This is a genomic window from Mesorhizobium sp. WSM4906, from assembly GCF_029674625.1.
In the GTDB taxonomy this organism is placed as follows: Bacteria; Pseudomonadota; Alphaproteobacteria; order Rhizobiales; family Rhizobiaceae; genus Mesorhizobium.
In genome coordinates this window covers 5,124,629-5,147,801 of record NZ_CP121355.1, presented here as the reverse complement: position 1 = coordinate 5,147,801, position 23,173 = coordinate 5,124,629, and the positions used below count along the sequence as shown (strand labels likewise).

Sequence of the window (23,173 nt, the reverse complement as noted above, 5' to 3'; positions counted from 1 at the left end):
TGGGCTGCCAAGGCGTTTCAACGCGACGCGCTTTAAGCGCTGGCGGCTGCATTCCTGCGACGCCGCCCTGCTGTCATTTCGGGCGCAGGCCTGATGAGGTCGCCGGCCGCGACGGCACGCACCCGCTCCAGCATTGCGGGGATATCCCGGGCGGGCAGCGGCCGACTGAGCAGGAAGCCCTGTGCCTCGGTGCAGCCTTCCGTTCGTACCCGCTCGAGCTGCTCGGCTGTCTCGATCCCCTCGGCTGTGGTCTGCATTCCGAGGCTGCTGCCAAGGCTCGTGACGGCTCGGATGATGGCGACCGAGCTGTCGACGTCATTGGCATCCTTGACGAAGGACTGGTCGATTTTGATCTTGTCGAACGGGAACGAGCGCAGATAGCTCAAGCTCGAATACCCGGTTCCGAAGTCGTCCATCGCGATGTGCACGCCCAGCATGTGGATATGCTGCAGCATCGCCAGGGTCGCCTGGGTGTTGGCCAGCAGCACCGTCTCGGTGATTTCGAGCTCGAGCCGGCTCGGGGGCAGCCCCGAGACATCCAATGCCTCGACGATCGTCGAAAGCAAGCGCGAGCTGCGAAACTGCGTCGGCGACAGATTGACGGCAACCTTGATGCCATCGGGCCAGCGTGCCGCGTCGAGACAGGCCTGCTTGATCACCCATTCGCCGATCGGGACGATCAGGCCGATCTCCTCCGCCAGGGCAATGAACTCGGCCGGGGAGACAATGCCGCGCGTCGGATGATGCCAGCGCAGCAGCGCCTCGAAGCAGCTGACCTCGCCGCGGCCGAGATTGAGGAGCGGCTGGTAGTAGATCTCGAATTGCCCTCGGACCAGCGCCTCGCGCAGGTCGAGTTCGAGAAACCGCCGCGCCTGCATGCGGGCATCCATTTCCGGCTCGAAGAACCTGTACGTCCCGCGTCCCTCCGCCTTTGCCCGATAGAGCGCCATGTCGCCGTTCTTGAGCAGCTGGTCGGCGTTCCTGCTATCGTTCGGTGCAATCGAGATGCCGACGCTGGCGCTGATCACAACCCCATGACCATCGACGACGTAAGGCTCGCTCAGCGCATCGATGACCCGTTGCGCAAGCGCCGTGGCCTCGACCGGCTGACCAGCCTCCCTTTGAATGATCACGAACTCGTCGCCGCCGAGCCTGGCCACCGTATCGTCTTCACGCACGACCTGCCTCAGCCTGGAGGCAACCTCCTTCAGCAAGGCGTCGCCGATCGGATGTCCGAGCGTGTCGTTGACCATCTTGAAATGATCGAGATCGAGGCAAAGGAAGGCGGCTTTGCCATCTCTGCGTTCCATCTCGGCCAAGGCTTCCTCGGCACGTTCACGGAACAATATGCGGTTTGGAAGATCAGTAAGCCCGTCATGGCGCGCCATATGGGAGATGCGGGCTTCGCTGCGCCGCAAGTCGGTCACGTCGTGATGCGTGGCGAGCCACCCGCCGCCCGGCAACGGCTGATGAATGAGGTCGATGGTGCGCCCGTCCCTGAGCTCCACCAGGCTCACCACACGTTCGGCGCGGTCGATGGTCGCCGAGAGCTCTTCCAGATACCTGTCCGGGTCCTGGCCTACATAAAGCCCAGCGGCGATCCGGAACCGCATCAGATCGACCCACCGCGATCCGGGGCGGGTCAGCGTCTCCGGCAGGTGGTAGAGGTCGCCGTAGGCCCGGTTGCAGAAAACCAGCCGTCGCTCGGCATCGAACATGCACAGACCCACCGGCATGTTCGCGGCGGCGGCGGCCAGATGCTGCCGTTCCAGCTCGGCCTCGCGGACCAAGGCGTCGCTCCGCTCCAGGCTGGCACGGTAGCCGGCAAAAGCCGAGAACAAGAGCCCAACCTCGTCGCGCCGGTCCCTTTTCAGCGCAACGAGGGTTGAGCGGCGGTCACCCAGCGTCAACCGATGCATCGCCTCGCTCACGGTGAGGATCGGCTTGCTGACATTGTGTCGGATCCAGGCGACAAGCATGCCGAGGCACGCGGCGGCAAAGACGATCGCGGCCCAGGCCAGCCGCTGCGCGACGTTATAGGTACGATCCGCCATGGCTGCGGCGGACATGCTGCGCTGATTGGTGAGGGCCAGCAGTCCGTCCAGCCGCTGAGCCGCGTCCGCCACGGTCGGCAGCGATACCGTTTCGAATTCTTTGACGGCCTTCGCTTGCTCCCCTGTTTCGAGCAGCGGGAAAATCGTTGTCAGGGAGTCCTCATAGGCCGTCCACAGATAGACGAACTGATCGAACAGGTCCTGCTCGGCCGGCGATCCGGCACTCCTGCGGTAGGCGCGCCGATCTCGAAGTATTTCTTCGCTTGCCTTTGCCATCTCGTCATCGATACCCGGCGTCTGCCGAATATCGGCGCTGCGCATGCGCAGCGTTGCATAGAGCTGGTGTTCCGCGAGGTTGCGCTTCATCTCCTCCACGATCTGGACCTGCGGCAACCAAACGCCGGTGATCTCGCTCGTGACCTTGTTGAGCGATCGCAGTTGCTCGACCCCAAATACTCCTAATCCGACGATGCACAGCAATGCCAATCCAAAGCCCAGAGAGAGCTTGGTTCCGACACTAACGTCCTTCAACCGTTTCATATAAACGCCGGTCCGATGAGGCCAGTCCCGCCCGCGAGCGCCAATTGCGCGAGAGATTGGGAGCGCTTCCGCCAATCTCGCACCCAAACGTATTAAAGCTGACTTAAAACGGGACTTGCCGTAATTTGCCCGCTTCGATTGAAGAACTGCCTTTGCGCAGCGGCGAGAGACTGTCAGGGGCCGAGCCGGTCGTGGCGATCGGCCTTGCCGAGCTGTTCCGGCATGGCGAGCTACTCCCGCCTTCGTCCTTATGGATGCGTTCCGATTACATTAGCGGGAGCGTATATTTCTTCGCTAGCCGGTGTGCCCAAGTAGCGAAGTCCCCGTAAGCGGTCCCCGCCGGTTAGGCCCGGTAGCTCTCACTCCCCGAAACTGATGAGGGCGCCGGGCCGCTCCCGCCCCGGGCAGTCAGCGCTGCTTGATGCCGCCATGTTTGCCGATCATGTTCTGGATGAACGTCTTGGCGTGTTCGGCCCAGTCGGCTTCCGTGACGTTGTTCTCGCGGACCGACCGCCGGAAGGCTTCCCGCACGGAATCGAGTTCGAAAGCCGACAGTCGGCGCTGTTTCTTGCTTGTTGGTTTCGGGTCATCCATCGCGTGTTGCCGTTGGCAATGGTTATACGCCGATATATGCAGCAACGGCTCCGGTCAGCAAGCCGGCGGCTTGACTACTTTTGGGTGCAATTGCGCCGGCAAGGCCGCGGCGCCGGCGAATGCCGGAGCTCCCGCGCCTCCACAAACGCCGAGCTGGCCAGATATTGCGTCCCCGGCGGAAAACCGCTGCGCACTTTTCCTGAAATTGCTGTCTTTGTCTTGTCGCAATTCCTGACGGAATTGCTCAGGGCAGCAGCCTCGGGAACAGCCGCGAGATCAGCGCGTGGATGATGCCGTCGCGCTCGAACGAGCCGGGCAGCTTGGCGGGTGCGCCGGCGTCGGTCGCCTTGCTCTCGTCCGTCACCCGGCTTTCGGCGTTCACGAGCCACAGCACGGCCACGAAGTAGCCTGCCTGCAGCACCACGCCCGCCAGGAATGTCCAGCCCAGCGACGCCCAGACCGATCCCGTGGACGCGTAGGTCCAGCCCAGGACCACCAGGAGCGTTGCCGTCATTCCTACAAGGAACTGCGGAAAATACATTTGCCCAACCGAGCGCCGCAACCGCTCCCGGCTCCGGCGATCTCGCCCTTTTCTCTACCCGTCTCGACCCTTGCACCTTTTCCGGCGGGATCGCAAGACTTCAGGCAGCCTCGGTGCCGTAGGCCTTAGGGCCGATGCGATCAGGACCTGCGGCCCGGGACCTCTGACTAAGGAACCAAGCCGAGGCGGATCTGTTCCCTTTCATTACGTTAATCAGGAGGAACTGATGGACCGCAGCGTCTATGAGGCGCGGTGGCTTCTCGTGCCTGTTTTCGGCTTCTGCATCGCCTTCGCGGCTGCCGGAATCCTGCTCGGCTGAGCCTGTCCCCAACCATCGCGCAATCCCGCACGACCGCCGAGAACGTCCCTTCATCGGCGGGAGGGCCGGCCCGCTGCTTTCCTGCGAAGGCGGCGCGGCCGCTTTGCTGTCCTCGGAAGCCGGTCGATGGATATGCGGTGGGATTGTAAGGCGAACCAGATTTCAGCCCCTCGCATACCGTGAGTTGCGCGTCCGGCCTGATGGATGCAAATTCTTCATGCCTGGCATTCACTGCTGGACACGGCCCGGCCTGCGAAATCCTGTGTCATCACGATAAGCAGGTCGGGCTGTCCGGGTTCCCGGCTCTTTCTGAATATGATGTTGTCCGATCTCTCGCCGGAATCGATGGCGTGCCGCCACGTTCGGTAGGCTGCTAAGCTTCGACGGCGTGCTGGCGCAGGAACCAAAAACGGCCCGCCGGGCCTTGCGGCGCGGCGGACCTCCTCCTGACGGGAACGCCGTCCGGATCAAGCCTCCAGGATCGCCACGATCTCGTAGGTGTCCGGATCGACGATGACGATGCGTCCGTCGGCCAGCACGAAATACTCGTAGGATTCATAGGCCGGGACGATCTTGACGATGCGGGCCGGCACGCGATGCAGGCGGATCTTGTGCCGCGGGATCTCGACGCCGACCGAGATGTCGAAGTCGACACTCGCGACCGGCTTGACGTGGGTCTCGTGGATGATCTGCGTGATCTGCGTCTTCTGCTCGACCGTCACATTGGTGATCGAGGCCGTCTTGTTCTGATCGGTCTGGACGTTGGTGCCCTGAGCGTTCTGCTCGGTGGTTGTACCGGTCTTGCCCTGGGCATTCTGCTGGGTCTGCATCTTGGTGGTGCCCTGGGCGTTCTGCTCAGTGCTGGTACCGGTCTTGCCCTGGGCGTTCTGCTGGGTCTGCATCTTGGTGGTGCCCTGGGCATTCTGCTCAGTGCTGGTACCAGTCTTGCCCTGCGCGTTCTGCTCGGTGGTCTTCATCTTGGCCTTGCCCTGGGCCTGTTCGTTCGTCTTCGGGCAGTTGGTCTCGCCGGTCTTGCACTTGGCCGTGCCCTGAGCCTGCTCCTCGGTCTTGGTGCCAGCCTGACCCTGGGCCTGCTCGTCGGTCTTCATCTTGGCCTTGCCTTGGGCCTGCTGCTCGGTGCTGGTGCCGGCCTGACCTTGAGCCTGCTCATTGGTCTGCATCTTGGTGCCGCCCTGGGCTTTCTGCTCGGTGCTGGCCCCGCCCTGGGTGTTCTCCTCGGTTTGCGACTTCATCCCACCCTGGGCCTTGCCGCCCTTCTGGCAGTCGGCCTGACCTGCGGCGCAATTGTCGCCGCCGCTGGGCTGCGTGGATTCGGTCTGCGCCATCGCGGCGCCGCAAGAAACGCCGAGCGCGAGCATGCTCGTGATCAACAGGTGTTTCATCGGATTCCTCCTCGGAAAGTCGGGTCCCTTCATTCGGATAACCCGGGCTGAAAAGCATTGTTCCGAAATTGTTTTGGCGGACCCTTTGGAGGTTCTTCGCGAACAACGCGGTCGGCAATTTTGCCGGAACAAGCCGTGGGCGCATGGCGTTAGACCAAGTGCCGACCGGCTGTGGAAAATCGCAGGCGCAGCGGAGGAGGCGTCTTTTATCCGCAAAAGGAGATGACTATGAGAATGCACATCACCACAGCCGCCGCAGGCCTTCTGCTTCTGGCCGGCGCTGGCGCCGTAGCCGCGCAGGACGTTGTCATCGAGCCCGAGCAGGAAACCGTCATCAAGGAATATGTGCACAAGCAGCCGCTGGCCTCGATAGAGGTTCCCGGCGTGAAGCTCAGTGTCGGCAGCACCCTGCCAGATACGGTCGAACTGCACGAAGTGCCGAACGTCAAATACCGCTATGTCGTCGTCGATAACCAGACCGTGATCGTCGACCCCGGCACCCGCAAGATCGTCGAGGTGCTGCAGTAGCCGGCCGCTGATTTCGGCCGGCAAAACCGAATGGCCCGTCGCCTGCTTGCGGCCGGCGGGCCGCAGCGCAGTATTATTTTGTTACCATACGCTTACGGAACCTTCCGTTCGGGAGCGCGTTGCCGCCTCTGGGTTCGCGGTTGCCTCATAAGCAACATAAGCCATCGGCAGCATGCGGATTCGTTCGGGCGGCGGCAGACAGGCACAGACAGGCACGGGCTGGGGGGAGGAGGACTGACCAATATGTCGAAACGAGAAATCGGAACATCCCGTTCGCTCGGGATGCGTGTCGCCGATCTGAAAGCCAGGATGCGGGACGCCCGGATCACCGAACACGAGATGAAGACCTTCCAGAAGGTCGCGGCCATCATGGGGGGCGGCGAGGGCTCCCTACGCATCGATGCGGACGACCTGATCGCCGCATCCTTCGTCACCGAGGCGTTTGGCGAATCGTCGCCTAACTGACAATAAGCCTTCCCCCGCCATCCGATGTCGACCAGCTGCCGTCCGGAAATGGGCGGCAGTGTGCGGCGTCGCTCGCGCGCCATAGCCCTTCGCGCGGGGGCTTTTTCTTCCTACTGCCTCGGTTGGTTTGCGCGCTGCCGCGGTGCGATTGCGCGCCTGGTCTTGCCGCGCCTGATCTTGGCTTCGCGCAGCGCCGTCACCGGATCGACGCCGGTCCACAGAATGCCGGCCTTCTCCGCGAAGCAGAGGAAAGCCTGTCGTGCTTCTTTGAGTTTCCTCTCTCCGGTCCAAGCCGCCTCGCAGGCCTGCGCCGCCGCGACATAGCAGTCGCCTCGCATCGCCTGCGGCCATTCCTTGAGGAAATTCTGCATCGCCGCCAACGAGGCGATCTCGCGCTTGAATCCCGCGCCCACGGCGATCGCCACCGGGGCGCGGAGCGGCATGTCGCTTGTGACGGTAGGCTTGCTCATGGCGGCGGCCCTCGGCATCTGGAATCGCTCAACGCAAACAATGCGAAGCCGCCGCGACGGTTCCCTGCCGGCAAGCGGGAGAAGAAAACCATTGGCCGCCGCCGACGGAACAAGAGTCTTCCGCGGGCGTTTGCTCCACGAGCTCCCATGTTCGATCTGCCGCTGTTTCCGCTCTGGCGGAGGCAGTGTGGAGCTCGCCAACGCAACAGGAGACTTATGATGAAAACCACCCTCATTCCTGCTGTCGCCGGCCTGGCTCTGATGGCCGGTATCGGCGTTGCGGCTGCGGACGAGGTGATCGTCACCCCTGAGCAGCAGACCGTCGTCAAGGAATATGTCCACAGGCACCCGGTTGCCTCGGTCAACGTTCTGGGCCTCGAGCTCGGCATAGGCTCGACGGTGCCGGATACGGTTGAATTGCAGACGGTGCCGGACGTTCAGTACCGGTATACTGTCGTCAACGACCACACGGTTCTTGTCGACCCTGGCACACGCAGAGTGGTACAGGTTATCGAGTAAACCTTTGTGCTTACGAGCCCCGATCCTCCCGCCATGCCCGGCGGGGGGATGCCGGCTCCTAGAAAGGAGTCGCAGCCATGCACCATCCCCATGTCGAATCACCTGACATCGCCAAGAACGTCGACAAGCTTCTCGCCGAACATTGCACGGGCCTGCTGTCGATGAAGGATGCGATCGCCATCTTGCGCGAGCGCACGGGAACCGAGCGCTCTGATGCCGATCTGGCCGGATTGATCACAAAAAAGGCAGCACATCTCGGCGTCGCCGTCGTCTCCGACGTGCACTGAAGAAAATCGCTGCCGACCCCCTAGCGTCGATGCGCAAGACGCCACCGAAAAATTCGGCTAATGTTTCCGTCGGGGAACGGCCCCAACCAAATGGAGGCGACAGTGACGGACGACAGGCAGGAACGCATTCGCCGGCGGGCGCATGAGATCTGGGAACAGGCAGGGCGGCCGGAGGGCGCGCATATGGAGCACTGGGACCAGGCGACCGCCGAGATCGACGGCGCTGCAAAGCCGAAAGCCAAGGCCGCGCCGAAGAAGGCGGCCGCCGCCAAGGCCGCCAAGCCAAAGGCGGCGAAGGCTGAAAAGCCCGCCAAGGCAGCCAAACCCGCGAAGGCGGCCAAACCGAAAGCCAAGGCCTGATTTCAGGCGGCCCCAAGCGGGCGGCCCACGCGCCGCCGGCCATCCCGACAACAGCCGAAAGGGCGCGAGAACGCCGCGCCCTTTCCTTCTCCTGCAAGAGGAGAAGGGAGGGCTCCGAACGGTTAGATCATGTCTCCCGAAAGCGGGAACCGGTTTCGGGACAAAGACATGCGTAAGATCAAAAGCCTAAAGCGCATGGGAGCGAATCTGAAAGATCGCGACCGCTTTAGCGCGCCCCTTGCTTCCTGGCGTATTGGGCGACCGCGCAGAGGAGGGCCAGCGCTGCCGTATCGCAGGCGGCCCGCGACGGCGACGGCCCCTTGGCGAAAAGGACCGCGTCCGCGACGGGAATCGTCAGGCCGTGCTTCCTCGCAAATGAGGCGATTTCGTAAGGCTGATCGTCGGGCTGTATGCCGATGTCGATTTGGTGGTCCATCAAACCAGTTCCTCCCTGGTATTACGGCTTTACCCTCGTTCGCTGAGACGAATTAACTACCGCCTGCTCGCCGGCGTCCACCAATTGGCAATTGTGTGAAACGATGCATTTCTTGCGGCGCGGAGCCGAAGGTTGCAGAGGCCATGATTGTTCGCGTTCCGGGGGCGGCAATTGTCTTCGCCGCGTTCCTTCGCCGCCCCCTCTGTCCTGCCGGAGATCTCCCCCACAGGTGGGGAGATCGGATTGTCGCGGTCGCTTTCGCTAATCGCCAACGTTGCAAGAAAGGCGCCGTCGCCAAAACTGCCAATCTTCCCCCAAGTGGGGGAGACGTCCGGCAGGACAGGGGGGCGCCGTCCCGCCGGCGTTCGGTCTTGTTCTTCTCTTTGCCGAGCAAAGGAAGGGGCGCATCATTCCCACGCATCGCTCGACTTCGCGAACCGCACGCCGGCCGCGGTCATCGCGCATTCGCACTCGCTGATCAGCCTGAGGTTCCGCAAATATCGCGCCACCGTTTCCGGCAGCCAGGCCGCGCAGGCCTCGACATAGGCGCGGCCGTGCACCAGCGTGCCGGTCGAAAGCCGCTCGTCTTTCTCGGCGATCACCTTCAGATATTGCCGGATGAAGCGGATGTCGTCGGCAATGTCCTGGCTGGCCATGCGCCAGGCGCCGGCCAACCGCTCACGCACGGCGAGCGGCAGTGGCGAGAGCAATGGGCGGGAGAGATCGGCGAAAGCGGCATGGTTCGCGGTGTTCAAGGACGTCCCCTCGGAGGAGAGACTATCGTACTTTATGTACGAAATACGGTCAAGCAGGATTCGTACAATTTGAACGATGGTTTCAGAAAGCCGCGAGATCTTACAACACGAGCTCTCGCACTCCCGCACCGTGATCTGCCGGCGCTTCTAAGGCCCTGGCGGCGCGCTACTTTCCTTGGATGCCGGCCGCCATCTTCTGGTCGGCCTCGGCGCGTTCGCGGTTCCCCTTCGCCGTCCATGATTTGCTTCGGGCGTTGTAGAAATCGGCGGATTTCTGATTGAGCGCGATTGCCCGGCCGTAGTCGACAATGGCCTGGTCGTGGTCGCCCTTGTGTGCCCAAGCGAGACCCAGCGCGTAATATGCATCGGCCAGCGTCGGATCGAGGTCCACGGCCCGGTCGTAGTCCGCGATCGCAAGGTCGTCGTCGCCCTTGTAGGACCAGGCTAAGCCCCGTCCGTAATAGGCGTAGGCGCCTTTCGGATCGAGCCCGATTGCCACGTTGAAGTCGGCAATGGCGCGGTCATAGTCGCCTTTGCCGCCCCAGCTCTGGCCACGATTTTCATAGACTCCGACGAGCGTCGGATCGAAGGCGATCGCCTGACCATAATCGGCAATAGCCCGGTCGTAATCGCCCTTTAGCGCCCAGTCATAGCCTCGGTTGTAGTAAGCGGATGCGTATTCGGGATTGAGGCTTATCGCCTGGTCGCTATCGGAGATGGCGCGGTCGAGATCGCCTTCCATTGACCAGGCGTAGGCACGCTTGAAGTAGGCCGTCGCGCGCTTGTCTGGACCCTCAGCCTTGTTGTCGATGATTTGTGTGCAGGCTTCGATCCGCTGGGCTGGGTCAGCCGGATTGCCGAGGCAGGCCGCGTAAGTGAGATTGGCGGCGATCCCCATGGCGCCGCGGACGTCGAGCGCGACAAGGCAGGCCAGCAGCAGCAACAACGGCAGGCGCCATTTTCGCATCAGCTGTATCAGACTGCTTTCATCCGCCCGGTCTGCTATTTGCCGGCCTCCCAAGCTCAACTGTCCGCCTTGTTCCTGCTGAACAGCTTTCTCAGCCAGACCAGCGGAAGCAACAGCAGGAAGGCGCCTTTCTTCAGCACCACCAGGGCGAGCGCGATGAGGCCGACGCCGGCGGCCTTGCCGAATTTGACGCCGAGCATCGCCGCCAGCACGCCCAGCGCGCCGTAGCCGGCGACCTTGTCGCCGCTGGAATGTTCGAAATAGGAAGAGCCGGCCTTCGGCTTGTAGGCTGTGGCCGATGCTTCGACGATCTTCAGCACGGACTCGGCCGCGATGTTGCCGTTCACCGGCACGATCTTCATCGGGACATAGCCCTGCCGGTCGAAGATCGAGACGGAGATGTTGATCGTCCTGTCGCCGCCCCAGTTCAGGATGTTGGCGTAATAGAGGATGTTCCTGGCCTTGTCGATTTGCGGATAGACCAGCCAGCCGTCGAAGCGGATCTCCTGTCCGACGCGCTCGGATTGCGCCTTCACCGATTCCTTGAAGCTCTCCTCGATGGCGCTGATCTCTTCGCCGCGGCCGGCGCTGTCCCAGTCGGCCAGGCTGACATAGCCGTCCGAGACGGGCTGCTCGACGGTGAGGTTGTCGATCTCCGGCGTGAAGCCGAAGATCAGCTGGTCGATCGTGCCGCACTGGTCACGGTCCCAGCCGAACTCCTTCACCACCAGATTGCACCTGTCCTCCGGCTTCAGGTAGACGGCGCCGCCGCCAGCCGGGTTAATCGTGCCCCTGGCGACGCTCAGCGGCTGGGTGAAGTTCTGCGGATGATAGTCCGCGTCCTCGGCATGCAGGACGGCCGGCTCCGTCAGCACAAAGGCCTGCGCCAGCACGATGAAACGCAGATTTCCCCTGATCGATTTGTACATGACCCCCCTCCCGGCAAACGGGACCCCAATCCCACGCATCCGTGATCTAAGGGGATTTTGAGGACAAGTACAAGTCCGAAGTTCTTTTTTTGTTCTTCGGCGAAGCCGCAACGCTACTGCGAGGCGCTTTCTCCTCCTCGATCGATATTATCCTCACATATCGATTATCGACCTTCTCACCCGCCCAATGATGGTGATCGCCCCCTCCAGCTCCGGCGGCGGGATGTCGAGATAGGACGCCGGCTGGAAGGGCGGGGTGTCGTTCGGGCGGTAGCGCTTGTAGGTGGCGCGGCCCGTCTCGTCGGCGATCACGTAGCAGCCATTGGTCACCAGCCGCTTGTCGCGCAGGTTGACGAAGATGATCGAATCCGGCGGCGAGATCTTGTTCATCGACGGACCGTCGACGCGCAGCGCGATCCACTCGCCTTCCTCGAGGTCGGCGGTCGGGATGGTCGGATAGTCCGAGAGGTTGACGACGCTGTCCTGGCTGCCGAGCTCGCCGGCGCTGATCCAGGACACGATCGGCACGTCGATGGTGACCGGCGAGGCGGCAAGGTGCACCGGCGCGGCCTCGGCGCCGTCGCCCCCCAAGCTAGCATCGAAAAGGAGCCAGCCGGGGTCGACGTTGAACAGCCGGCCGTATTTCTCAGCCGCCTTGCGCGACAGCGGCCGGTTGCCGTTCTCGTGGCTGATCAGGGTGTTCTTGTTGATGTCGCGCAACGCCCGGGCCGCATCGCTGGGCGTGGCATAGCCGGCCTGGGCGCGCGCCTGCTGCAATCGGTGCCGGGAATCCATCATCGTACAAAATGCCTGAAAATTATCGTCCGAATTGTACGATTTCGCTTGCGCGCCATTCGTACATAACGTACGCTTAGCGCATGAATGAGCATCCCGCAAGCATTTCCGCATCACCCGTGATCATCTCGCGGTCGCCCACGAGCATCTCGGGGCTGCCCACGAGCATCTCGGGGCTGCCCACGAGTATCTCGGGGCTAATTGATTCCTGGCAGAGCATCGGCGCCTTCGCCGCCGATGTCGGCTGCGGCTACGAGGCCGCCCGCCAGATGCGTCGCCGTGGCCGCATCGCGCCGCAGCACTGGCCGCATGTGGTGGCCGCAAGCCGCAGGCTGGGCATTGCCGGCGTAAGCTACGAGTGGCTGGCCGGCCGCGCCGCCGCAATGCAAGGGGAGGCGGCATGAACGCGCGTCCCTCTATCCACGAATTCCAATCGTCCGGACTGTCCTCCTCCCCGGTCCGGGCGCATTCCGGGGCTTTTGCCCCGGATCCGGTCGAACCGCCCGCACCCCGGTTCACCGGAACGGCCGGAGCCGTTCCTCCCCCGGCTCCGGCCCCCAATTCTCCGGCCCCAAATTCGGGCGGCACAAGCTGCATCCGCACCGAGGACGGCACCGTCATCCTGTTCGACCGGATGACGGGCCGGGCGGTGTCGGGCCTGACGCGCGCGGCGGCCGAAGCCGCGCTTCTTCGACTGCTTGGTGCGGCGCCCGGCGCCGCCTGATTCCAACCCTTTCCCTGACCTGACCAACGGCCTCGCGGCCGAACCCTGGCGCGTGGCCGCAAGCCAAGCGCTTCGCAAGCCCAAGCCTTTCGCAAGCAATGGAATGAGACATGCCTGCCGCCTACACCGAAAAGGAAATCGACGAGATCGCCGCCTGGCTGAGGGAGGGGCTTTCGGCCTCGCGCATCGCCGGCCGCTTCAGCGCGCTGCGCGGCAGCGCGGTCTCGCGCAACGCCATCATCGGCATCGTGCATCGCAATGCCGGGCTTAGAGCCATCGGCTTCGCCAACCCCAAAGGCGGTCGCGCCGGCGGCAGGCCGAGGAAGCACGCACGGCCGGATCGTCGGGGAAGGGTGGTCGCCAGCGCCGCAACCGCCAATCTCCCCCCTCGTGGGGGAGATGTCCGGCAGGACAGAGAGGGGCGCTGTCCCGCCGACCTCTCAAGAAGTGAGCTCTCCACGCCGCCGAATGCCCGCACCCCACCCAAACCCAAGAAGCCCAAGTCGCGAAAACCCGCGCGCAGCTTGCCGCCCGCCTGGCTCGCCCCCGGCGCGCGCGAAAAATCCGAAGCCCAGCTCTACAAGCTCCCCGCGCCGCCGCCCCCGGTAAATCCCGGCCGCCAGCCGCATGTCGCGGCCATGCGCTTCCTCGATTGCCTGTTCAACCGCTGCCGCGCGCCGATCGACCTGGCACTGCGCGAGGATGCCGAGGACGATCCGCCCGGCGCGCGCCCGGGGCCGGAGATGCTGTGCTGCGGGCTGCCGACCACGGGCACGCGGAGCTATTGCGCGCATCACCATGCCAGGTTTCACGGCCATCGCGGGAGGGGGACGTGATGATGGCGCTGTTAATCTCCCCCCTTGAGGGGGAGATGTCGCCGAAGGCGACAGAGGGGGTCCTGGCGCATGGAGCGCCAGCCTCGTCGGCGACGGAGATGACGTTGGCGCTTCATGCGCGGCGACCCCCTCTGGCCTGCCGGCCATCTCCCCCTCGAGGGGGGAGATTCGAGCTCAGCCGCCTTTGCGGGCCCTCCTCATGAGCGGCACGGTCTGGTCGAGATTCTTCTGGTCGGACTGGGAGTCCGATCCGAACCTGCGCCTCTGCTCGCTGGCAGCCCAGGGCTTGTGGATGCGCATGCTGTGCGTTGCCGCTGCGCACGAGCCGGTCGGCTATGTCGCGATCGCCGGCAAGGGGCTGGACGAGGCGGCGCTTGCCCGCCTTGCCGGCTGCGCGGAAACCGAGCTTGGGCTCCTGCTTGCCGAGCTCGAGCAGAACCGCGTCTTCTCGCGCGATCGCCACGGCCGCATCTATTCCAGGCGCATGATTGCCGACGCCCGCAAGGCCCGCGCGGCGCGCCGCAATGGCGCGAAGGGCGGCAACCCAAGCCTCTCGAAGGAAAGGGCTTTTTCGCCGTCGGATAAGCGACGGGTTAAGACCGGGGAAAAGCGGGAGGATAAACCCCAGAGTCCAGAATCCATGAATCCACAAGCCATAGATCCATCGGGAGAAAACGCCCTGGCGTTTTCTCCCAGGATTGCCGCTCCGCGGGAAAAGAACGGGAAATCATCTTCGGGCCGTGCAGCCGGACAGAACTGGCATCGCCGCACGACCCATGTCGATGCCGCCAACGCAATCATCGAGGAGATCAATGACCGCAGCCGAATTGCAGCAGGCGGCGAAAGCACTGGCCGCGATGTTCAGTTGCTTCCCGCAATCCGCGCTGGCTGACGCCGAGATGCAGCTGCGCGGCTATCTGGCCGCCGTGCAGGACGCCGAGCTCTGCGACGTGCAGGCCGCCATCCAGCGTTTCATTCGCGGCGAGGCGAAGGTCGACAACGCCCAGTTCTGCCCGTCGAGCGCCCTGCTTTCGATCGAGGTGCGGGAAAGGCGCCTGATGCGGGAGTTGATGGCGAAAAGGGCGCTCCTTTCCTCGCCCCCGGGGAGCGGGGGCGAGGTGGCGCGGCGCAGCCGCGACGGAGAGGGGGAGCGCCGCCGGCAATGACGATACGGGTTGTGTGCGTCAAGTTCTGCAAAAAGGGGCGGCCATGAGGCTGGTCATGCGGCTTGGCGCAGAGCGAGCTTCTTATGCTCGCGCAGGTCGTCCATGTTGATGTAGCGGTTGGCCTCCATCCAGTTTTCGTTGGTTTCGACGGCCAGCGCCCTGACCAGGCGCAGGCAGCTTTCGGCGTTGGGAAAGATGCGCACGACATAGGTGCGGCGCCTGATCTCTTCGTTGAGGCGTTCCAGCATGTTGGTCGACTTCAGGTGCTTGTGGTGCTGGCGCGGCAGGCGAAAGAAGGTCAGCGTGCGCTCGATGGTCTCCTCCACCCACGTCGTCAGCCGCGGATAGCGGCCCGACCATTTGGCCAGCCACGCGGCGAGATCGGCCTTGGCCTCGGCGAGATCGCGCCGGTCGTAGAGCCATCTGAGCTCCTGCAGGCAGTCGTCGCCGTGCTTGCGCGGCAGGTGATCGAGCGCGTTCCTGAGGAAGTGCACGTAGCAGCGTTGCCAGGCCGCTTCCGGAATCACCTCGCCGATCGCCGCGACCAGGCCGGCATGGTCGTCGGACACGACCAGTTCGACGCCCCTAAGACCGCGCGCCTTGAGCGCCACGAGGAAGTCCTTCCAGGCCGAGCGGCTCTCGCGATTGGCCATCTCCACGGCCAGGATCTGGCGCCGCCCGTCCCAGTCGATGCCGACCGCGATCAGCACCGCCTGGCTCATGACGATGCCGGCCTCGCGCACCTTCTCGTAGCGGGCATCGAGCACGAGGTAAGCAAAGGGCTCTTGAAGCGGGCGCTCGGCAAAGGCCTTCAGGCTTTCGTCCAGCCGTTTGTTGATGGCCGAGATCGACGAGGCCGAGAAGGCATGCCCGCACAGCTCCTCGGTGATCGCCTTGACCTTGCGGGTCGACACGCCTTGCACGTACATCTCGGCAAGCGTCGCCACCAAGGCCCGCTCGGAGCGCTGGTAGCGCTCGAACAGCTCGGTGGAGAAGCGCCCCTGCCGGTCCTGCGGAACCCGCAGCTCCAGCTTGCCGACACGGGTGACAAGCGTGCGGCCGTAATACCCAGAGCGATAGCCGAGCCGCTCCGGTGTCCGTTCGCTCTTCGAAGCGCCCAGCGCCTCGTCCATCTCGGCCTCGAGGACCTCCTGCATCACTGCGCGGATCACTTCGTGCAGCCCATCCGGGTTCGAAAGCAGAATGTCTTTGACGGCAGCTATGGCGGATTTATCTTCGATCTTGGTCATGGTGGCGTTCCTTCGCGGGAATCAGGTGACGTGAACAATCACCAGCCTGCCATGACCGCCCTCTCTCAGCGAATTTGCAGAACTCTCAGCACACTACCACGATACGCCGGCGCCAGGCACCCCCCTCTGGCCTGCCGGCCATCTCCCCCTCAAGGGGGGAGATCAGCTTTCGCCACCGCTTTCGCCAATCGCCTACGTTGCAGGAGAAGGTGGGGCGAACAACACAGCCAATCTCCCCCCAAGTGGGGGAGATGCCCGGCAGGGCAGAGGGGGGCGCTGTCCCGCCAGCCTTGCCAATTGCCACCCAACCCAAGGACCTCCCCATGCCCCGCAAACCCTCGAAAAAACCGCAACCCCCGAAACTCCCCAAGGGCGAGGCCGAGCAGGTGCGCATACGCCGCGAGATCGGCCACGACTTCGCGCTGAAGGAAGACCGCTTCGGCCGCCAGCGCCTCACCCCCGGCACGGCCGAGGCGCGCCGCGTCTACGAGGTGTCGAACGGCGGCTACACCTCCACCGGCGGCATCGTGCGCCTGCGCAATGTCGATCCGCTGGTGGGCATCACCTCGCTCTCTCGCCAGCAGCGCGAGGCCGGCCAACGCTTCCGCGACGACTTCGAGCGCTCCGCCCGCGAGGGCCTGCAGCCGCAATCCTGGAGCGAGCGCGTCGACGGCGGCCGCGTCGGCGGCGGCATCCCCGACCGCGCGCTGTCAGCCGGCCGCGCCCACGCGCAGGCCGCAGCCGCGCTTGCCCATTGGGAGGTGGCCGAGGTGGTGCGAAAAATCTGTCTCGAAGGCCAGTCGGTGAAAGCCATCGCCGAACGCAGCGACGACGGGCGCGACGTGGTGGTCAAGCTGCTGAAGGTGGGGCTGGATTTGTTGGCGGTGCATTATGGGATGATGGGGAGGAAGGCGGGGTGAGGGTCGATCGACACCACGAAATCAGCCACTTGGCGTCGCGGTGAACCAAAGTCTGAGCTGCGCGGCTGCTTCGAAGCCCCAGACTGCCTACGCCGGCGCTGCCCCTCATCCGCCTGCCGGCACCTTCTCCCCGTATAGTGACGGGGAGAAGGGGGCTCGCCGCGACGCCGGCGCCCATAGCAGCGTTGAAAATTGGCGAAAGCGGCGATGACAGCATCTTTCTCCCCGTCACTATACGGGGAGAAATGCCCGGCAGGGCAATGAGGGGCAGCGCCGGCCGATGGTCGTTGTCAGCGCGTTACAGCGCGGCGCCTCAAGCGCCTTTCTTCGGCGCCTTCGGCTCACCGTCATGTGGCTCCCACCCAAACACACTTCGCCCGCCCAGCAGATGCGACTGGTCCATCTCTCCCGCGATGATCTCCTTCAAACTCGGCCCCGTCACGTACCGCTCCATCCGGCGTGACTCCCCGTCCAGTCGCTTGAGCGCCTGCAGTTCCTCCTCCCGGCCGAGCTTCGCCTTCGCCACCGCCGATTTCAGCACCGCGATCGTCTCGTCATAGACTTTCAGCGGCACGGGGAAGGGGTGGCGGTCCTTGCCGCCGTGGGCTAGCGAAAAGCGGGCCGGGTCGGAGAAGCGGTAGGGCGCGCCGTGCACCACTTCCGAGACCATGGCCAGAGCGCGCACGGTGCGCGGGCCGACGCCAGGCACCAGGAGCAGTTCGGGGAAATCCTTGGGGCTGCTTTCGATCGCGGAGGCGATGTTGCCGTGCAGGCGGCGCATGACGATATCGCTTTCGCGCACGTCGTGATGCGCGGGCATGACGAGATTGGGCAACAGCGGCTGCGCGGCGGGCTCGGGCGCTTCGGCCGGCGGCTCCAGCACCGCGAGCTCGGTCAGGATCTTTTCCGGACTCATCGTCTTCAAAAGCTGGATTTGGCTTCCACGCGCTTTTTCCGCGCGATGGTCGGTGAGGTTGACGATTTCGCCTTGAGCTTCGCCTTCGATCGCCGAGTGCGGCTGGTCGACGAAGCTTTCCAGCCCCTCCGACAGCCAGTGGTAGCGGCGCGCCTGGCGGGCGTCGCCGTTCATGCCTTGCTGCACCACCACCCAGCGCCCGTCATCGGTGACGATGAAGCCGTGCAGATAAAGGTCGTAGCCGTCCTGCACGGCGGCGCTGTCCACCTTGGCGACGAGGCGGCTGGCGGTGGCGAGCGCCTCGCCGTCGAGGCCGATGCGGTCGCCGATGGCGACGAGCTCGCCCGGCGTCTTGCGCGAATGCGCGCCGCGCCCGCCGCAGACATGGATGCCGAGCTCGCCGGACATCGGGTTCAGCCCGCGTTTCAGCGCGCCGATGACCGAAGTGGTGATGCCGGAGGAATGCCAGTCCATGCCCATCACGGCGCCGAAGGACTGGAACCAGAAGGGATGGGCGAGGCGCCGCAAAAGCTCGTCGCGGCCGTAGTGATGGATGATGGCTTCGCACAACACCGCGCCGAGCCTGGTCATGCGCTCGCCTAGCCATTTCGGAACCCGCCCGCCATGCAGCGGCAGGTCGGCGCTGCCGCTTCGCTGCGTCACGTATCCGTCTCCGTGGATGCCGGCTTTCTAGATGGCATTTTGGCGGGGATTTGCAAGCTGGGCGCAAATCCCTCCTTGAGGGGAGATGGCCGCGAAGCGGCCAGAGGGGGTCGTCTCCCATAAGGCGCCGGCGTTGTCTTTTGTCGCGGAACGCGTTGACGCTTCACGCGCGGCGACCCCCTCTGTCGCCTTCGGCGACATCTCCCCCCTCAAGGTGGGAGATCGCCAGCGGCCCGCTGCGGCTTCTATCTAATACCTGTAATAGTACCGATGGTGGTGCCGGTAGTGGTGATGATACCGGTGGTGGTGCCTGTAATAGTAGTACCTATGGTACCGATAGTAGTGCGGATAGCGGACCACGTAGCCGGGATAATAGTCGTCGTAGTAGCGCGGGCCGTAGTAGCGGCCGCCATAGTCGCAGAACGGGCCGCCGCAGAATGGGCCGCCGTAGAACGGATAGCCGCCGAACGGTCCGAAACCGAGACCGAAACCGAAGAATCCGTGCGCATCCGCCGGCGCGACGGTTGCCGCTGCCGAGGCGATGGCGATCGCCGATGCAAGTAAGAGTTTTTTCATGGCAACCTCCTCCTGAAGGTTCACCGTGATAACGCTCAGGATTGCGAAAGGCTTCCTGCGCGCGGTTCAACCGGAAATCGGCGGCATGGGAAGACCGGCCCGGCCCAGCGCCGGCCAAGGCGAATTCCAGGAAATCCGTCTGGCGGGTTCGCGGCCGAAATCGCGTGGAAACAAATACTTGGACCGCTTCAGCGATTCAAATGCTGAACTTGTCCAAGCCCGGTTTTCGGAGGCCGTATTACCCGCATACGCGCACGCGTTCAACCACGCGGTGGTGGTGGCGCCAGTGGCTCACCCGCTCCAGCCGGCAGTGTCGGCCGTAGGCGTAGCGCGCCACGTAGCTGCCGTCATAGTCGTTGTAGGCGCGAGGGCCGTAGTCGTAATAGGGCCCGCCCCAATAGGGACCGTAGGACGGATATTCGCCGTAGCTGTCGTAGAAGTCGCCGAACGAGCCAAAACCGAAATAGCCGCCGCTGCCGAGGAACACGCGCGCCTCCGCCGGCGGGGCCATGGCCGCAGCCGCGGCGATGACGATCGTCGAAACAAGTAGAAGCTTTCTCATGACGACCTCCTCCTGAAGGTTCGTCATGACAACGCGTGCGGCGCCGAAAGGCTTCCCGTGGCAACGCTTGCACGGCAAATCAGCCCGCCGCCACGCATCCATGGCGGCCGTCGCCTGAATCCGTATGGGCGCGACGCGCTTTAAGCCGGCCGCACGGCTCAGTACCTGCAGACGCGAATTGCCTCGTAGAACCTGTGGTGCCGCCGCACATATTCGACATGGCAGCGCCTGTGGTGCCTGTAGTAGTAGTGATGCCGAACGTAGTAGTGGCGATAATAGTAATGCGGCCTGTAGCTGTAATATCCGCCATAATACGGTCTATGCATGTAGCGATCGCCGTAATAGTCGCCGTAGTAGGGGCCGTAGTCGTCATAATAGTCATTGTAATAGCCATCGCCGATGCCGATCCCGAACTCGATGCGGCCGGCATTGGCGGGAGCGGTCACGGCGGCCGCCGACGCAATGGCTATGATGGAGGCAAGCAGGAGCTTTTTCATGGCTACCTCCCTCCTTGGGGGTAGCTCATAAACGCGCCGGAGGCAGCCTATGTTCCCGATCGCTAATATTCGCCGCCCGGGTCGCCGCCCGAGACGGGCGGCGATTGATTCTGAGGGGGAGATGACCGCAAAGCGGCCGATCGTCTCGCATAAATCGCCGTCGTGTCGCAGAAAAGCCGTTGGCGCTTCACGCGCGGCGACCCCTTTGCCGCTTTCGGCGGCATCTGCCCCGCGAAGGGGGAGATCAGCTATTGCCGGTTAGTCGCAAACGCGCACTCGCTCGATCACGCGGTGGTGATGGCGCCAGTGCCTTACGTACTCGACCCGGCAATTGTCGCGATAATACCGGTGATGATAGCGAGCCACGTAACGATCGCTGGGAGCGTAGTAGTCGTCATCATAGACGGTCCGGTAATAACGGTGCGGGTAATACCCGTCGTAATAGTCTCCATAGTCGTAGCCGGGACCGACGCCGATGCCGAACTCGACACTGGCGGCGCTGGCCGGCGCGATCGCAAACGCCGAGGCGATGGCGATCATCGAAGCAAGCAGAAGCTTTTTCATCGCTGCCTCCTCTTTCGGTGGTTGCCCCTTCGACGGATAAACGGTTTCGGGACGGGCGGTGTTCCCGGGAAAATGTGGCGCCGATCTCCCCCCTTGAGGGGGAGATGGCCGTGAAACGGCCAGAGGGGGTCGTCTCACGTAGAGCGCCAACGCCCTCTGTCTCTGCAAGAAAGACGCAGGCGCTTCACGCGCGGCGACCCCCTCTGTCGCCTTCGGCGACATCTCCCCCTCAAGGGGGGAGACAGGCTCGCCCTACCTCCCCACCTTCGAAATCACCCTTTTCTCCACCTCCGGCTCCAGCGATTCCGCGAATGGCGTCGCCAGATGGTGCTGGTCGCGGAAGGCGAGCTGGCCGTCGATGAAGACGTGGCAGGTGGTGGCGTTGCAGAAACGGTCGGTGAGGTCGACGTAAGAGGCGTTGGGCACGCTGGTCACGATATCGCGCTCGACCGCTGCCATCTTGTCGTTGGCGGCATCGGCGCGGGTCTGGTCGCAGAGCGAAGGCGCCTTGTCGCGCCACAGCGCGCGCGACACGCAGGTGTCGATGTTCTCGTCGTTGAACGGCACGTCGCGGATGAAGGCGATCTTCAGCCCGGCCTTGCTCAGGCTCGTAAGCGTCGAGCGCAGGCCGGCCCGCCACACGGCGTCCGGCGTGTCCGGCTGGCCCTTGCCGGCCGCCATCTTGCGTGAGGAGGTCAGCGCCAGCTCCGAGATCACCACCAGCGAAGGCTTCGCGGCGATGATCTCCTTGATCGCCTGCTCGCGCCATTGGTCGCATTCGCGGTAGTCGCGGTTGAGCTTCGTGACGAAGTAGGAGTAGCGCGAGGGACGGCACGAGCTCTTCAGCCAGGTTTCGACGCGGTAGCCGTTCTTCTTTCCCGCCTCGATCAGCGGCGTCGACCAGTGATCGGCATGGGAATCGCCGAACAGCGCGATCATGCGCTGGCCATTGCCGAACACGCAGGGTTTCGGCGTCACCGTGTCGTAGCCCTCCACGCAGGCCTTGGCGCGCGCGGTGGCGGGTTCGGCCGCACTTGCCGCGATGCTGCGCTGCTCGGGGTTCTGGTGGCGCACCGCAAGTGCTGCATTGCCGTAGGCGGCTGCGACGCCGGTGCCGGTCAGGAGGAGGGCCGGCACCAGCGCCCGCGCCGCATTGGCCATAAGCCAGCCGTTGCGACGGATCGGATTCTCGATGAAATGGTAGCTCAGCGCCGAGAGCGCCAACGTCAGCCCGAGGCAGGCGAGGCGTTGGGCGAGCGTCAGCTCCTCCACCAGCATGCCGGCATAGACGATGACCGGCCAGTGCCAGAGATAGAGCGAATAGGAAAGTTTTCCGACCCACTGCAAGGGTGGCAGCGCCAGGGCGGCATTGACGCAACTCCAGGAAAAGTGCCCCGCGGTTTTCCGTTCGGAATTGCGTGAAAAAATGCCATCCCTGACGCCTGCCGCTCCCGCCAGCAGAAGAAGGACGGTGCCGGCCACCGGCACCAGTGCCAGGAGACCGGGGAAGGGAGCCTCCTCGCTGAAGGTGAGGTATGCGAAAGCGATCAGCGCCAGCCCGGCCAGGCTGAACGCCAGGGCGAGCCGCGGGCGCTTCTGGAGCAGCCATGCGGGCGCCATCGAGGCCAGCCCGCCGGCGGCGAACTCCCAGGCGCGCAGCGGCGAGAAGTAGAAGGCCCAGGGCTGCGACACGGTCGTCAGCCACGCGCAGACCGCGAAGGAGACGAGGCCGGCAATGCCGATTGCAAGCATGATCGTCCGCTTGCCCGGTCTCAGCCAGGCCGCCAGCATCAACAGCGCCGGCCAGGCGAGATAGAATTGCTCCTCCACCGACAGCGACCAGTAGTGGATGAAAGGATTGTTGGCGGCGTCATTGGCGAAATAGTCGAACGACCAGCGGATCAGCCACAGGTTGATGATATAGGCCGAGGCCCACATCGCGCCTTTGGAATAAAGCGCCTGCTCCTCCGGCGACAGGATGATCGCGCCCGCGGCAAGCGTCGCGGCGATGACGAAGAGCGCAACCGGCAGCAGCCTGCGCGCGCGCCGGGCATAGAAGCGCAGGAAGTCGAGCCGGCCGGTCTGCGAAATCTCGGTGGTCAGATGGCGGGTGATCAGATAGCCGGAGATGACGAAGAAGATGTCGACGCCGGCAAAGCCGCCGGGCAGCGCGGCGAGGCCGAAATGGAAGGCGACGACGCCCGCCACGGCAAGCGCTCGCAACCCCTCGATGTCTGGCCGGAAATCCGGCGATGGTGCTGACACGAAGACGAACCTCGCAACGGTCGTTCGTATCCCGCCTGGGGTCAAGCCTCGCGCCTACGGGCCTATATCGCAATGCAACAAATCTAACGCAGTGCAACATAAGGGGAGGGAGAAGAAGACGAAAAGGAGGGGCAGCGCAGCGCCAAAGCTGCCGATCTCCTCCTTGTGGGGAGATGTCCGGTCCACCCTCCGCAGCTGCAGCGGAGGACGGGCAGGACCGAGGGCTTAAGGGCGCCGCCTATCTCGTCTTCGTCATCCTAGGGCGGAGCAAG

The 23,173-nt window shown here is 64.0% G+C and carries 28 protein-coding genes and 1 pseudogene; 12 read left to right on the top strand and 17 right to left on the bottom strand.

What is annotated here, in order from left to right; all coding sequences use genetic code 11:
• Window positions 1-32: 32 nt before the first annotated feature.
• From QAZ22_RS24845 to QAZ22_RS24830, 4 genes are all read right to left on the bottom strand, one after another.
• Window positions 33-2,534: an EAL domain-containing protein gene (locus QAZ22_RS24845; RefSeq protein WP_278203365.1), complete on the bottom strand. Its 2,502-nt coding sequence runs from the start codon at window positions 2,532-2,534 to the stop codon at window positions 33-35.
• A gap of 468 nt (window positions 2,535-3,002) precedes the next feature.
• Window positions 3,003-3,188, bottom strand: coding sequence for a hypothetical protein (locus QAZ22_RS24840; RefSeq protein WP_278203364.1), 186 nt, complete (start codon window positions 3,186-3,188; stop codon window positions 3,003-3,005).
• A 244-nt stretch (window positions 3,189-3,432) separates the two neighbouring features.
• Window positions 3,433-3,729 carry a hypothetical protein gene (locus tag QAZ22_RS24835; protein WP_278203363.1) on the bottom strand — a complete coding sequence of 99 codons (297 nt, stop codon included), beginning with the start codon at window positions 3,727-3,729 and terminating at the stop codon, window positions 3,433-3,435.
• Between the two features lie 786 nt (window positions 3,730-4,515).
• Window positions 4,516-5,451: a DUF1236 domain-containing protein gene (locus QAZ22_RS24830; protein WP_278203362.1), complete on the bottom strand. Its 936-nt coding sequence runs from the start codon at window positions 5,449-5,451 to the stop codon at window positions 4,516-4,518.
• Between the two features lie 228 nt (window positions 5,452-5,679).
• Here QAZ22_RS24830 and QAZ22_RS24825 point away from each other — a divergent pair, with 228 nt between their 5' ends.
• Together QAZ22_RS24825 and QAZ22_RS24820 are read left to right on the top strand one after the other, a co-directional pair.
• On the top strand, window positions 5,680-5,979 hold the full coding sequence (locus QAZ22_RS24825) for a DUF1236 domain-containing protein (protein ID WP_278203361.1): 300 nt from the start codon (window positions 5,680-5,682) through the stop codon (window positions 5,977-5,979).
• A gap of 243 nt (window positions 5,980-6,222) precedes the next feature.
• Window positions 6,223-6,444 (top strand): hypothetical protein, encoded by a 222-nt coding sequence (locus QAZ22_RS24820; protein WP_278207935.1) that lies wholly within the window; start codon window positions 6,223-6,225, stop codon window positions 6,442-6,444.
• A 110-nt stretch (window positions 6,445-6,554) separates the two neighbouring features.
• Here the strand turns inward: QAZ22_RS24820 and QAZ22_RS24815 are convergent, their stop codons facing one another.
• The gene (locus QAZ22_RS24815; protein WP_278203360.1) at window positions 6,555-6,914 is read right to left on the bottom strand and encodes a DUF982 domain-containing protein; all 360 of its coding nucleotides are present in this window, start codon (window positions 6,912-6,914) and stop codon (window positions 6,555-6,557) included.
• 219 nt (window positions 6,915-7,133) lie between these two features.
• On the opposite strand from QAZ22_RS24815, the gene QAZ22_RS24810 reads away from it, so the two are divergent.
• From QAZ22_RS24810 to QAZ22_RS24800, 3 genes are all read left to right on the top strand, one after another.
• Entirely contained in the window at window positions 7,134-7,433 is a 300-nt protein-coding gene (locus tag QAZ22_RS24810; RefSeq protein WP_278207934.1) for a DUF1236 domain-containing protein, read from the top strand.
• Window positions 7,434-7,510: 77 nt separating this feature from the next.
• Window positions 7,511-7,720, top strand: coding sequence for a hypothetical protein (locus QAZ22_RS24805; RefSeq protein ID WP_278075617.1), 210 nt, complete (start codon window positions 7,511-7,513; stop codon window positions 7,718-7,720).
• A 102-nt stretch (window positions 7,721-7,822) separates the two neighbouring features.
• Entirely contained in the window at window positions 7,823-8,080 is a 258-nt protein-coding gene (locus QAZ22_RS24800) for a DUF2934 domain-containing protein (protein WP_278203359.1), read from the top strand.
• 226 nt (window positions 8,081-8,306) lie between these two features.
• Here the strand turns inward: QAZ22_RS24800 and QAZ22_RS24795 are convergent, their stop codons facing one another.
• The 5 genes from QAZ22_RS24795 to QAZ22_RS24775 all read right to left on the bottom strand — a co-directional run bounded on the left by QAZ22_RS24795 (window position 8,307) and on the right by QAZ22_RS24775 (window position 11,965).
• Window positions 8,307-8,516 (bottom strand): hypothetical protein, encoded by a 210-nt coding sequence (locus tag QAZ22_RS24795; RefSeq protein ID WP_278203358.1) that lies wholly within the window; start codon window positions 8,514-8,516, stop codon window positions 8,307-8,309.
• Between the two features lie 407 nt (window positions 8,517-8,923).
• Complete coding sequence (locus QAZ22_RS24790) at window positions 8,924-9,271, bottom strand: hypothetical protein (protein WP_278203357.1); 348 nt, start codon at window positions 9,269-9,271, stop codon at window positions 8,924-8,926.
• A gap of 166 nt (window positions 9,272-9,437) precedes the next feature.
• Window positions 9,438-10,298, bottom strand: a complete 861-nt coding sequence (locus QAZ22_RS24785) for a tetratricopeptide repeat protein (RefSeq protein ID WP_278203356.1) — start codon at window positions 10,296-10,298, stop codon at window positions 9,438-9,440.
• Window positions 10,295-11,167: a DUF2167 domain-containing protein gene (locus QAZ22_RS24780; protein ID WP_278203355.1), complete on the bottom strand. Its 873-nt coding sequence runs from the start codon at window positions 11,165-11,167 to the stop codon at window positions 10,295-10,297. Before QAZ22_RS24780 ends, QAZ22_RS24785 begins: the two co-directional genes overlap by 4 nt.
• Window positions 11,168-11,320: 153 nt before the next feature.
• The gene (locus QAZ22_RS24775; RefSeq protein WP_278203354.1) at window positions 11,321-11,965 is read right to left on the bottom strand and encodes a S24 family peptidase; all 645 of its coding nucleotides are present in this window, start codon (window positions 11,963-11,965) and stop codon (window positions 11,321-11,323) included.
• A gap of 80 nt (window positions 11,966-12,045) precedes the next feature.
• Between QAZ22_RS24775 and QAZ22_RS24770 the strand changes: the two genes are divergently transcribed.
• The 5 genes from QAZ22_RS24770 to QAZ22_RS24750 all read left to right on the top strand — a co-directional run bounded on the left by QAZ22_RS24770 (window position 12,046) and on the right by QAZ22_RS24750 (window position 14,688).
• Window positions 12,046-12,366 carry a hypothetical protein gene (locus tag QAZ22_RS24770; protein ID WP_278203353.1) on the top strand — a complete coding sequence of 107 codons (321 nt, stop codon included), beginning with the start codon at window positions 12,046-12,048 and terminating at the stop codon, window positions 12,364-12,366.
• Entirely contained in the window at window positions 12,363-12,686 is a 324-nt protein-coding gene (locus tag QAZ22_RS24765) for a hypothetical protein (RefSeq protein WP_278203352.1), read from the top strand. The genes QAZ22_RS24770 and QAZ22_RS24765 overlap by 4 nt, the downstream gene beginning before the upstream one ends.
• 110 nt (window positions 12,687-12,796) lie before the next feature.
• The gene (locus QAZ22_RS24760) at window positions 12,797-13,522 is read left to right on the top strand and encodes a GcrA cell cycle regulator (protein WP_278203351.1); all 726 of its coding nucleotides are present in this window, start codon (window positions 12,797-12,799) and stop codon (window positions 13,520-13,522) included.
• A 199-nt stretch (window positions 13,523-13,721) separates the two neighbouring features.
• Complete coding sequence (locus QAZ22_RS24755; protein ID WP_278203350.1) at window positions 13,722-14,414, top strand: hypothetical protein; 693 nt, start codon at window positions 13,722-13,724, stop codon at window positions 14,412-14,414.
• Window positions 14,335-14,688: a hypothetical protein gene (locus QAZ22_RS24750; RefSeq protein WP_278203349.1), complete on the top strand. Its 354-nt coding sequence runs from the start codon at window positions 14,335-14,337 to the stop codon at window positions 14,686-14,688. Before QAZ22_RS24755 ends, QAZ22_RS24750 begins: the two co-directional genes overlap by 80 nt.
• 53 nt (window positions 14,689-14,741) lie before the next feature.
• Here QAZ22_RS24750 and QAZ22_RS24745 read toward each other — a convergent pair whose 3' ends face one another.
• A complete protein-coding gene (locus QAZ22_RS24745; protein ID WP_278203348.1) occupies window positions 14,742-15,938 on the bottom strand; it encodes an IS256 family transposase in 1,197 nt (398 codons plus the stop codon).
• Window positions 15,939-16,057: 119 nt separating this feature from the next.
• Here QAZ22_RS24745 and QAZ22_RS24740 point away from each other — a divergent pair.
• Window positions 16,058-16,213: pseudogene (locus tag QAZ22_RS24740) on the top strand (riboflavin biosynthesis protein RibD); the annotation flags it as partial.
• A gap of 48 nt (window positions 16,214-16,261) precedes the next feature.
• The gene (locus QAZ22_RS24735) at window positions 16,262-16,858 is read left to right on the top strand and encodes a DUF6456 domain-containing protein (protein WP_278207933.1); all 597 of its coding nucleotides are present in this window, start codon (window positions 16,262-16,264) and stop codon (window positions 16,856-16,858) included.
• 313 nt (window positions 16,859-17,171) lie between these two features.
• Here the strand turns inward: QAZ22_RS24735 and QAZ22_RS24730 are convergent, their stop codons facing one another.
• From QAZ22_RS24730 to QAZ22_RS24705, 6 genes are all read right to left on the bottom strand, one after another.
• Complete coding sequence (locus QAZ22_RS24730; RefSeq protein WP_278203347.1) at window positions 17,172-18,437, bottom strand: DUF763 domain-containing protein; 1,266 nt, start codon at window positions 18,435-18,437, stop codon at window positions 17,172-17,174.
• A 249-nt stretch (window positions 18,438-18,686) separates the two neighbouring features.
• Complete coding sequence (locus tag QAZ22_RS24725; protein ID WP_278203346.1) at window positions 18,687-19,013, bottom strand: hypothetical protein; 327 nt, start codon at window positions 19,011-19,013, stop codon at window positions 18,687-18,689.
• A gap of 238 nt (window positions 19,014-19,251) precedes the next feature.
• On the bottom strand, window positions 19,252-19,575 hold the full coding sequence (locus QAZ22_RS24720) for a hypothetical protein (protein ID WP_278203345.1): 324 nt from the start codon (window positions 19,573-19,575) through the stop codon (window positions 19,252-19,254).
• A 158-nt stretch (window positions 19,576-19,733) separates the two neighbouring features.
• Window positions 19,734-20,072, bottom strand: coding sequence for a hypothetical protein (locus tag QAZ22_RS24715; RefSeq protein ID WP_278203344.1), 339 nt, complete (start codon window positions 20,070-20,072; stop codon window positions 19,734-19,736).
• A 258-nt stretch (window positions 20,073-20,330) separates the two neighbouring features.
• Window positions 20,331-20,636: a hypothetical protein gene (locus QAZ22_RS24710; RefSeq protein WP_278203343.1), complete on the bottom strand. Its 306-nt coding sequence runs from the start codon at window positions 20,634-20,636 to the stop codon at window positions 20,331-20,333.
• Window positions 20,637-20,888: 252 nt separating this feature from the next.
• Window positions 20,889-22,901 carry an acyltransferase family protein gene (locus QAZ22_RS24705; RefSeq protein ID WP_278203342.1) on the bottom strand — a complete coding sequence of 671 codons (2,013 nt, stop codon included), beginning with the start codon at window positions 22,899-22,901 and terminating at the stop codon, window positions 20,889-20,891.
• Between the last annotated feature and the right edge of the window lie 272 nt (window positions 22,902-23,173).

Excerpts from the sequence above, each read along its gene's own strand:
- QAZ22_RS24840 (WP_278203364.1), bottom strand. The coding sequence starts at position 3,188 with ATGGATGACCCGAAACCAACAAGCAAGAAACAGCGCCGACTGTCGGCT.
- QAZ22_RS24835 (WP_278203363.1), bottom strand. The coding sequence starts at position 3,729 with ATGTATTTTCCGCAGTTCCTTGTAGGAATGACGGCAACGCTCCTGGTG.
- QAZ22_RS24830 (WP_278203362.1), bottom strand. The coding sequence starts at position 5,451 with ATGAAACACCTGTTGATCACGAGCATGCTCGCGCTCGGCGTTTCTTGC.
- QAZ22_RS24825 (WP_278203361.1), top strand. The coding sequence starts at position 5,680 with ATGAGAATGCACATCACCACAGCCGCCGCAGGCCTTCTGCTTCTGGCC.
- QAZ22_RS24820 (WP_278207935.1), top strand. The coding sequence starts at position 6,223 with ATGTCGAAACGAGAAATCGGAACATCCCGTTCGCTCGGGATGCGTGTC.
- QAZ22_RS24815 (WP_278203360.1), bottom strand. The coding sequence starts at position 6,914 with ATGAGCAAGCCTACCGTCACAAGCGACATGCCGCTCCGCGCCCCGGTG.
- QAZ22_RS24810 (WP_278207934.1), top strand. The coding sequence starts at position 7,134 with ATGAAAACCACCCTCATTCCTGCTGTCGCCGGCCTGGCTCTGATGGCC.
- QAZ22_RS24805 (WP_278075617.1), top strand. The coding sequence starts at position 7,511 with ATGCACCATCCCCATGTCGAATCACCTGACATCGCCAAGAACGTCGAC.
- QAZ22_RS24795 (WP_278203358.1), bottom strand. The coding sequence starts at position 8,516 with ATGGACCACCAAATCGACATCGGCATACAGCCCGACGATCAGCCTTAC.
- QAZ22_RS24780 (WP_278203355.1), bottom strand. The coding sequence starts at position 11,167 with ATGTACAAATCGATCAGGGGAAATCTGCGTTTCATCGTGCTGGCGCAG.
- QAZ22_RS24775 (WP_278203354.1), bottom strand. The coding sequence starts at position 11,965 with ATGATGGATTCCCGGCACCGATTGCAGCAGGCGCGCGCCCAGGCCGGC.
- QAZ22_RS24770 (WP_278203353.1), top strand. The coding sequence starts at position 12,046 with ATGAATGAGCATCCCGCAAGCATTTCCGCATCACCCGTGATCATCTCG.
- QAZ22_RS24765 (WP_278203352.1), top strand. The coding sequence starts at position 12,363 with ATGAACGCGCGTCCCTCTATCCACGAATTCCAATCGTCCGGACTGTCC.
- QAZ22_RS24760 (WP_278203351.1), top strand. The coding sequence starts at position 12,797 with ATGCCTGCCGCCTACACCGAAAAGGAAATCGACGAGATCGCCGCCTGG.
- QAZ22_RS24755 (WP_278203350.1), top strand. The coding sequence starts at position 13,722 with ATGAGCGGCACGGTCTGGTCGAGATTCTTCTGGTCGGACTGGGAGTCC.
- QAZ22_RS24750 (WP_278203349.1), top strand. The coding sequence starts at position 14,335 with ATGACCGCAGCCGAATTGCAGCAGGCGGCGAAAGCACTGGCCGCGATG.
- QAZ22_RS24745 (WP_278203348.1), bottom strand. The coding sequence starts at position 15,938 with ATGACCAAGATCGAAGATAAATCCGCCATAGCTGCCGTCAAAGACATT.
- QAZ22_RS24735 (WP_278207933.1), top strand. The coding sequence starts at position 16,262 with ATGCCCCGCAAACCCTCGAAAAAACCGCAACCCCCGAAACTCCCCAAG.
- QAZ22_RS24725 (WP_278203346.1), bottom strand. The coding sequence starts at position 19,013 with ATGAAAAAACTCTTACTTGCATCGGCGATCGCCATCGCCTCGGCAGCG.
- QAZ22_RS24720 (WP_278203345.1), bottom strand. The coding sequence starts at position 19,575 with ATGAGAAAGCTTCTACTTGTTTCGACGATCGTCATCGCCGCGGCTGCG.
- QAZ22_RS24715 (WP_278203344.1), bottom strand. The coding sequence starts at position 20,072 with ATGAAAAAGCTCCTGCTTGCCTCCATCATAGCCATTGCGTCGGCGGCC.
- QAZ22_RS24710 (WP_278203343.1), bottom strand. The coding sequence starts at position 20,636 with ATGAAAAAGCTTCTGCTTGCTTCGATGATCGCCATCGCCTCGGCGTTT.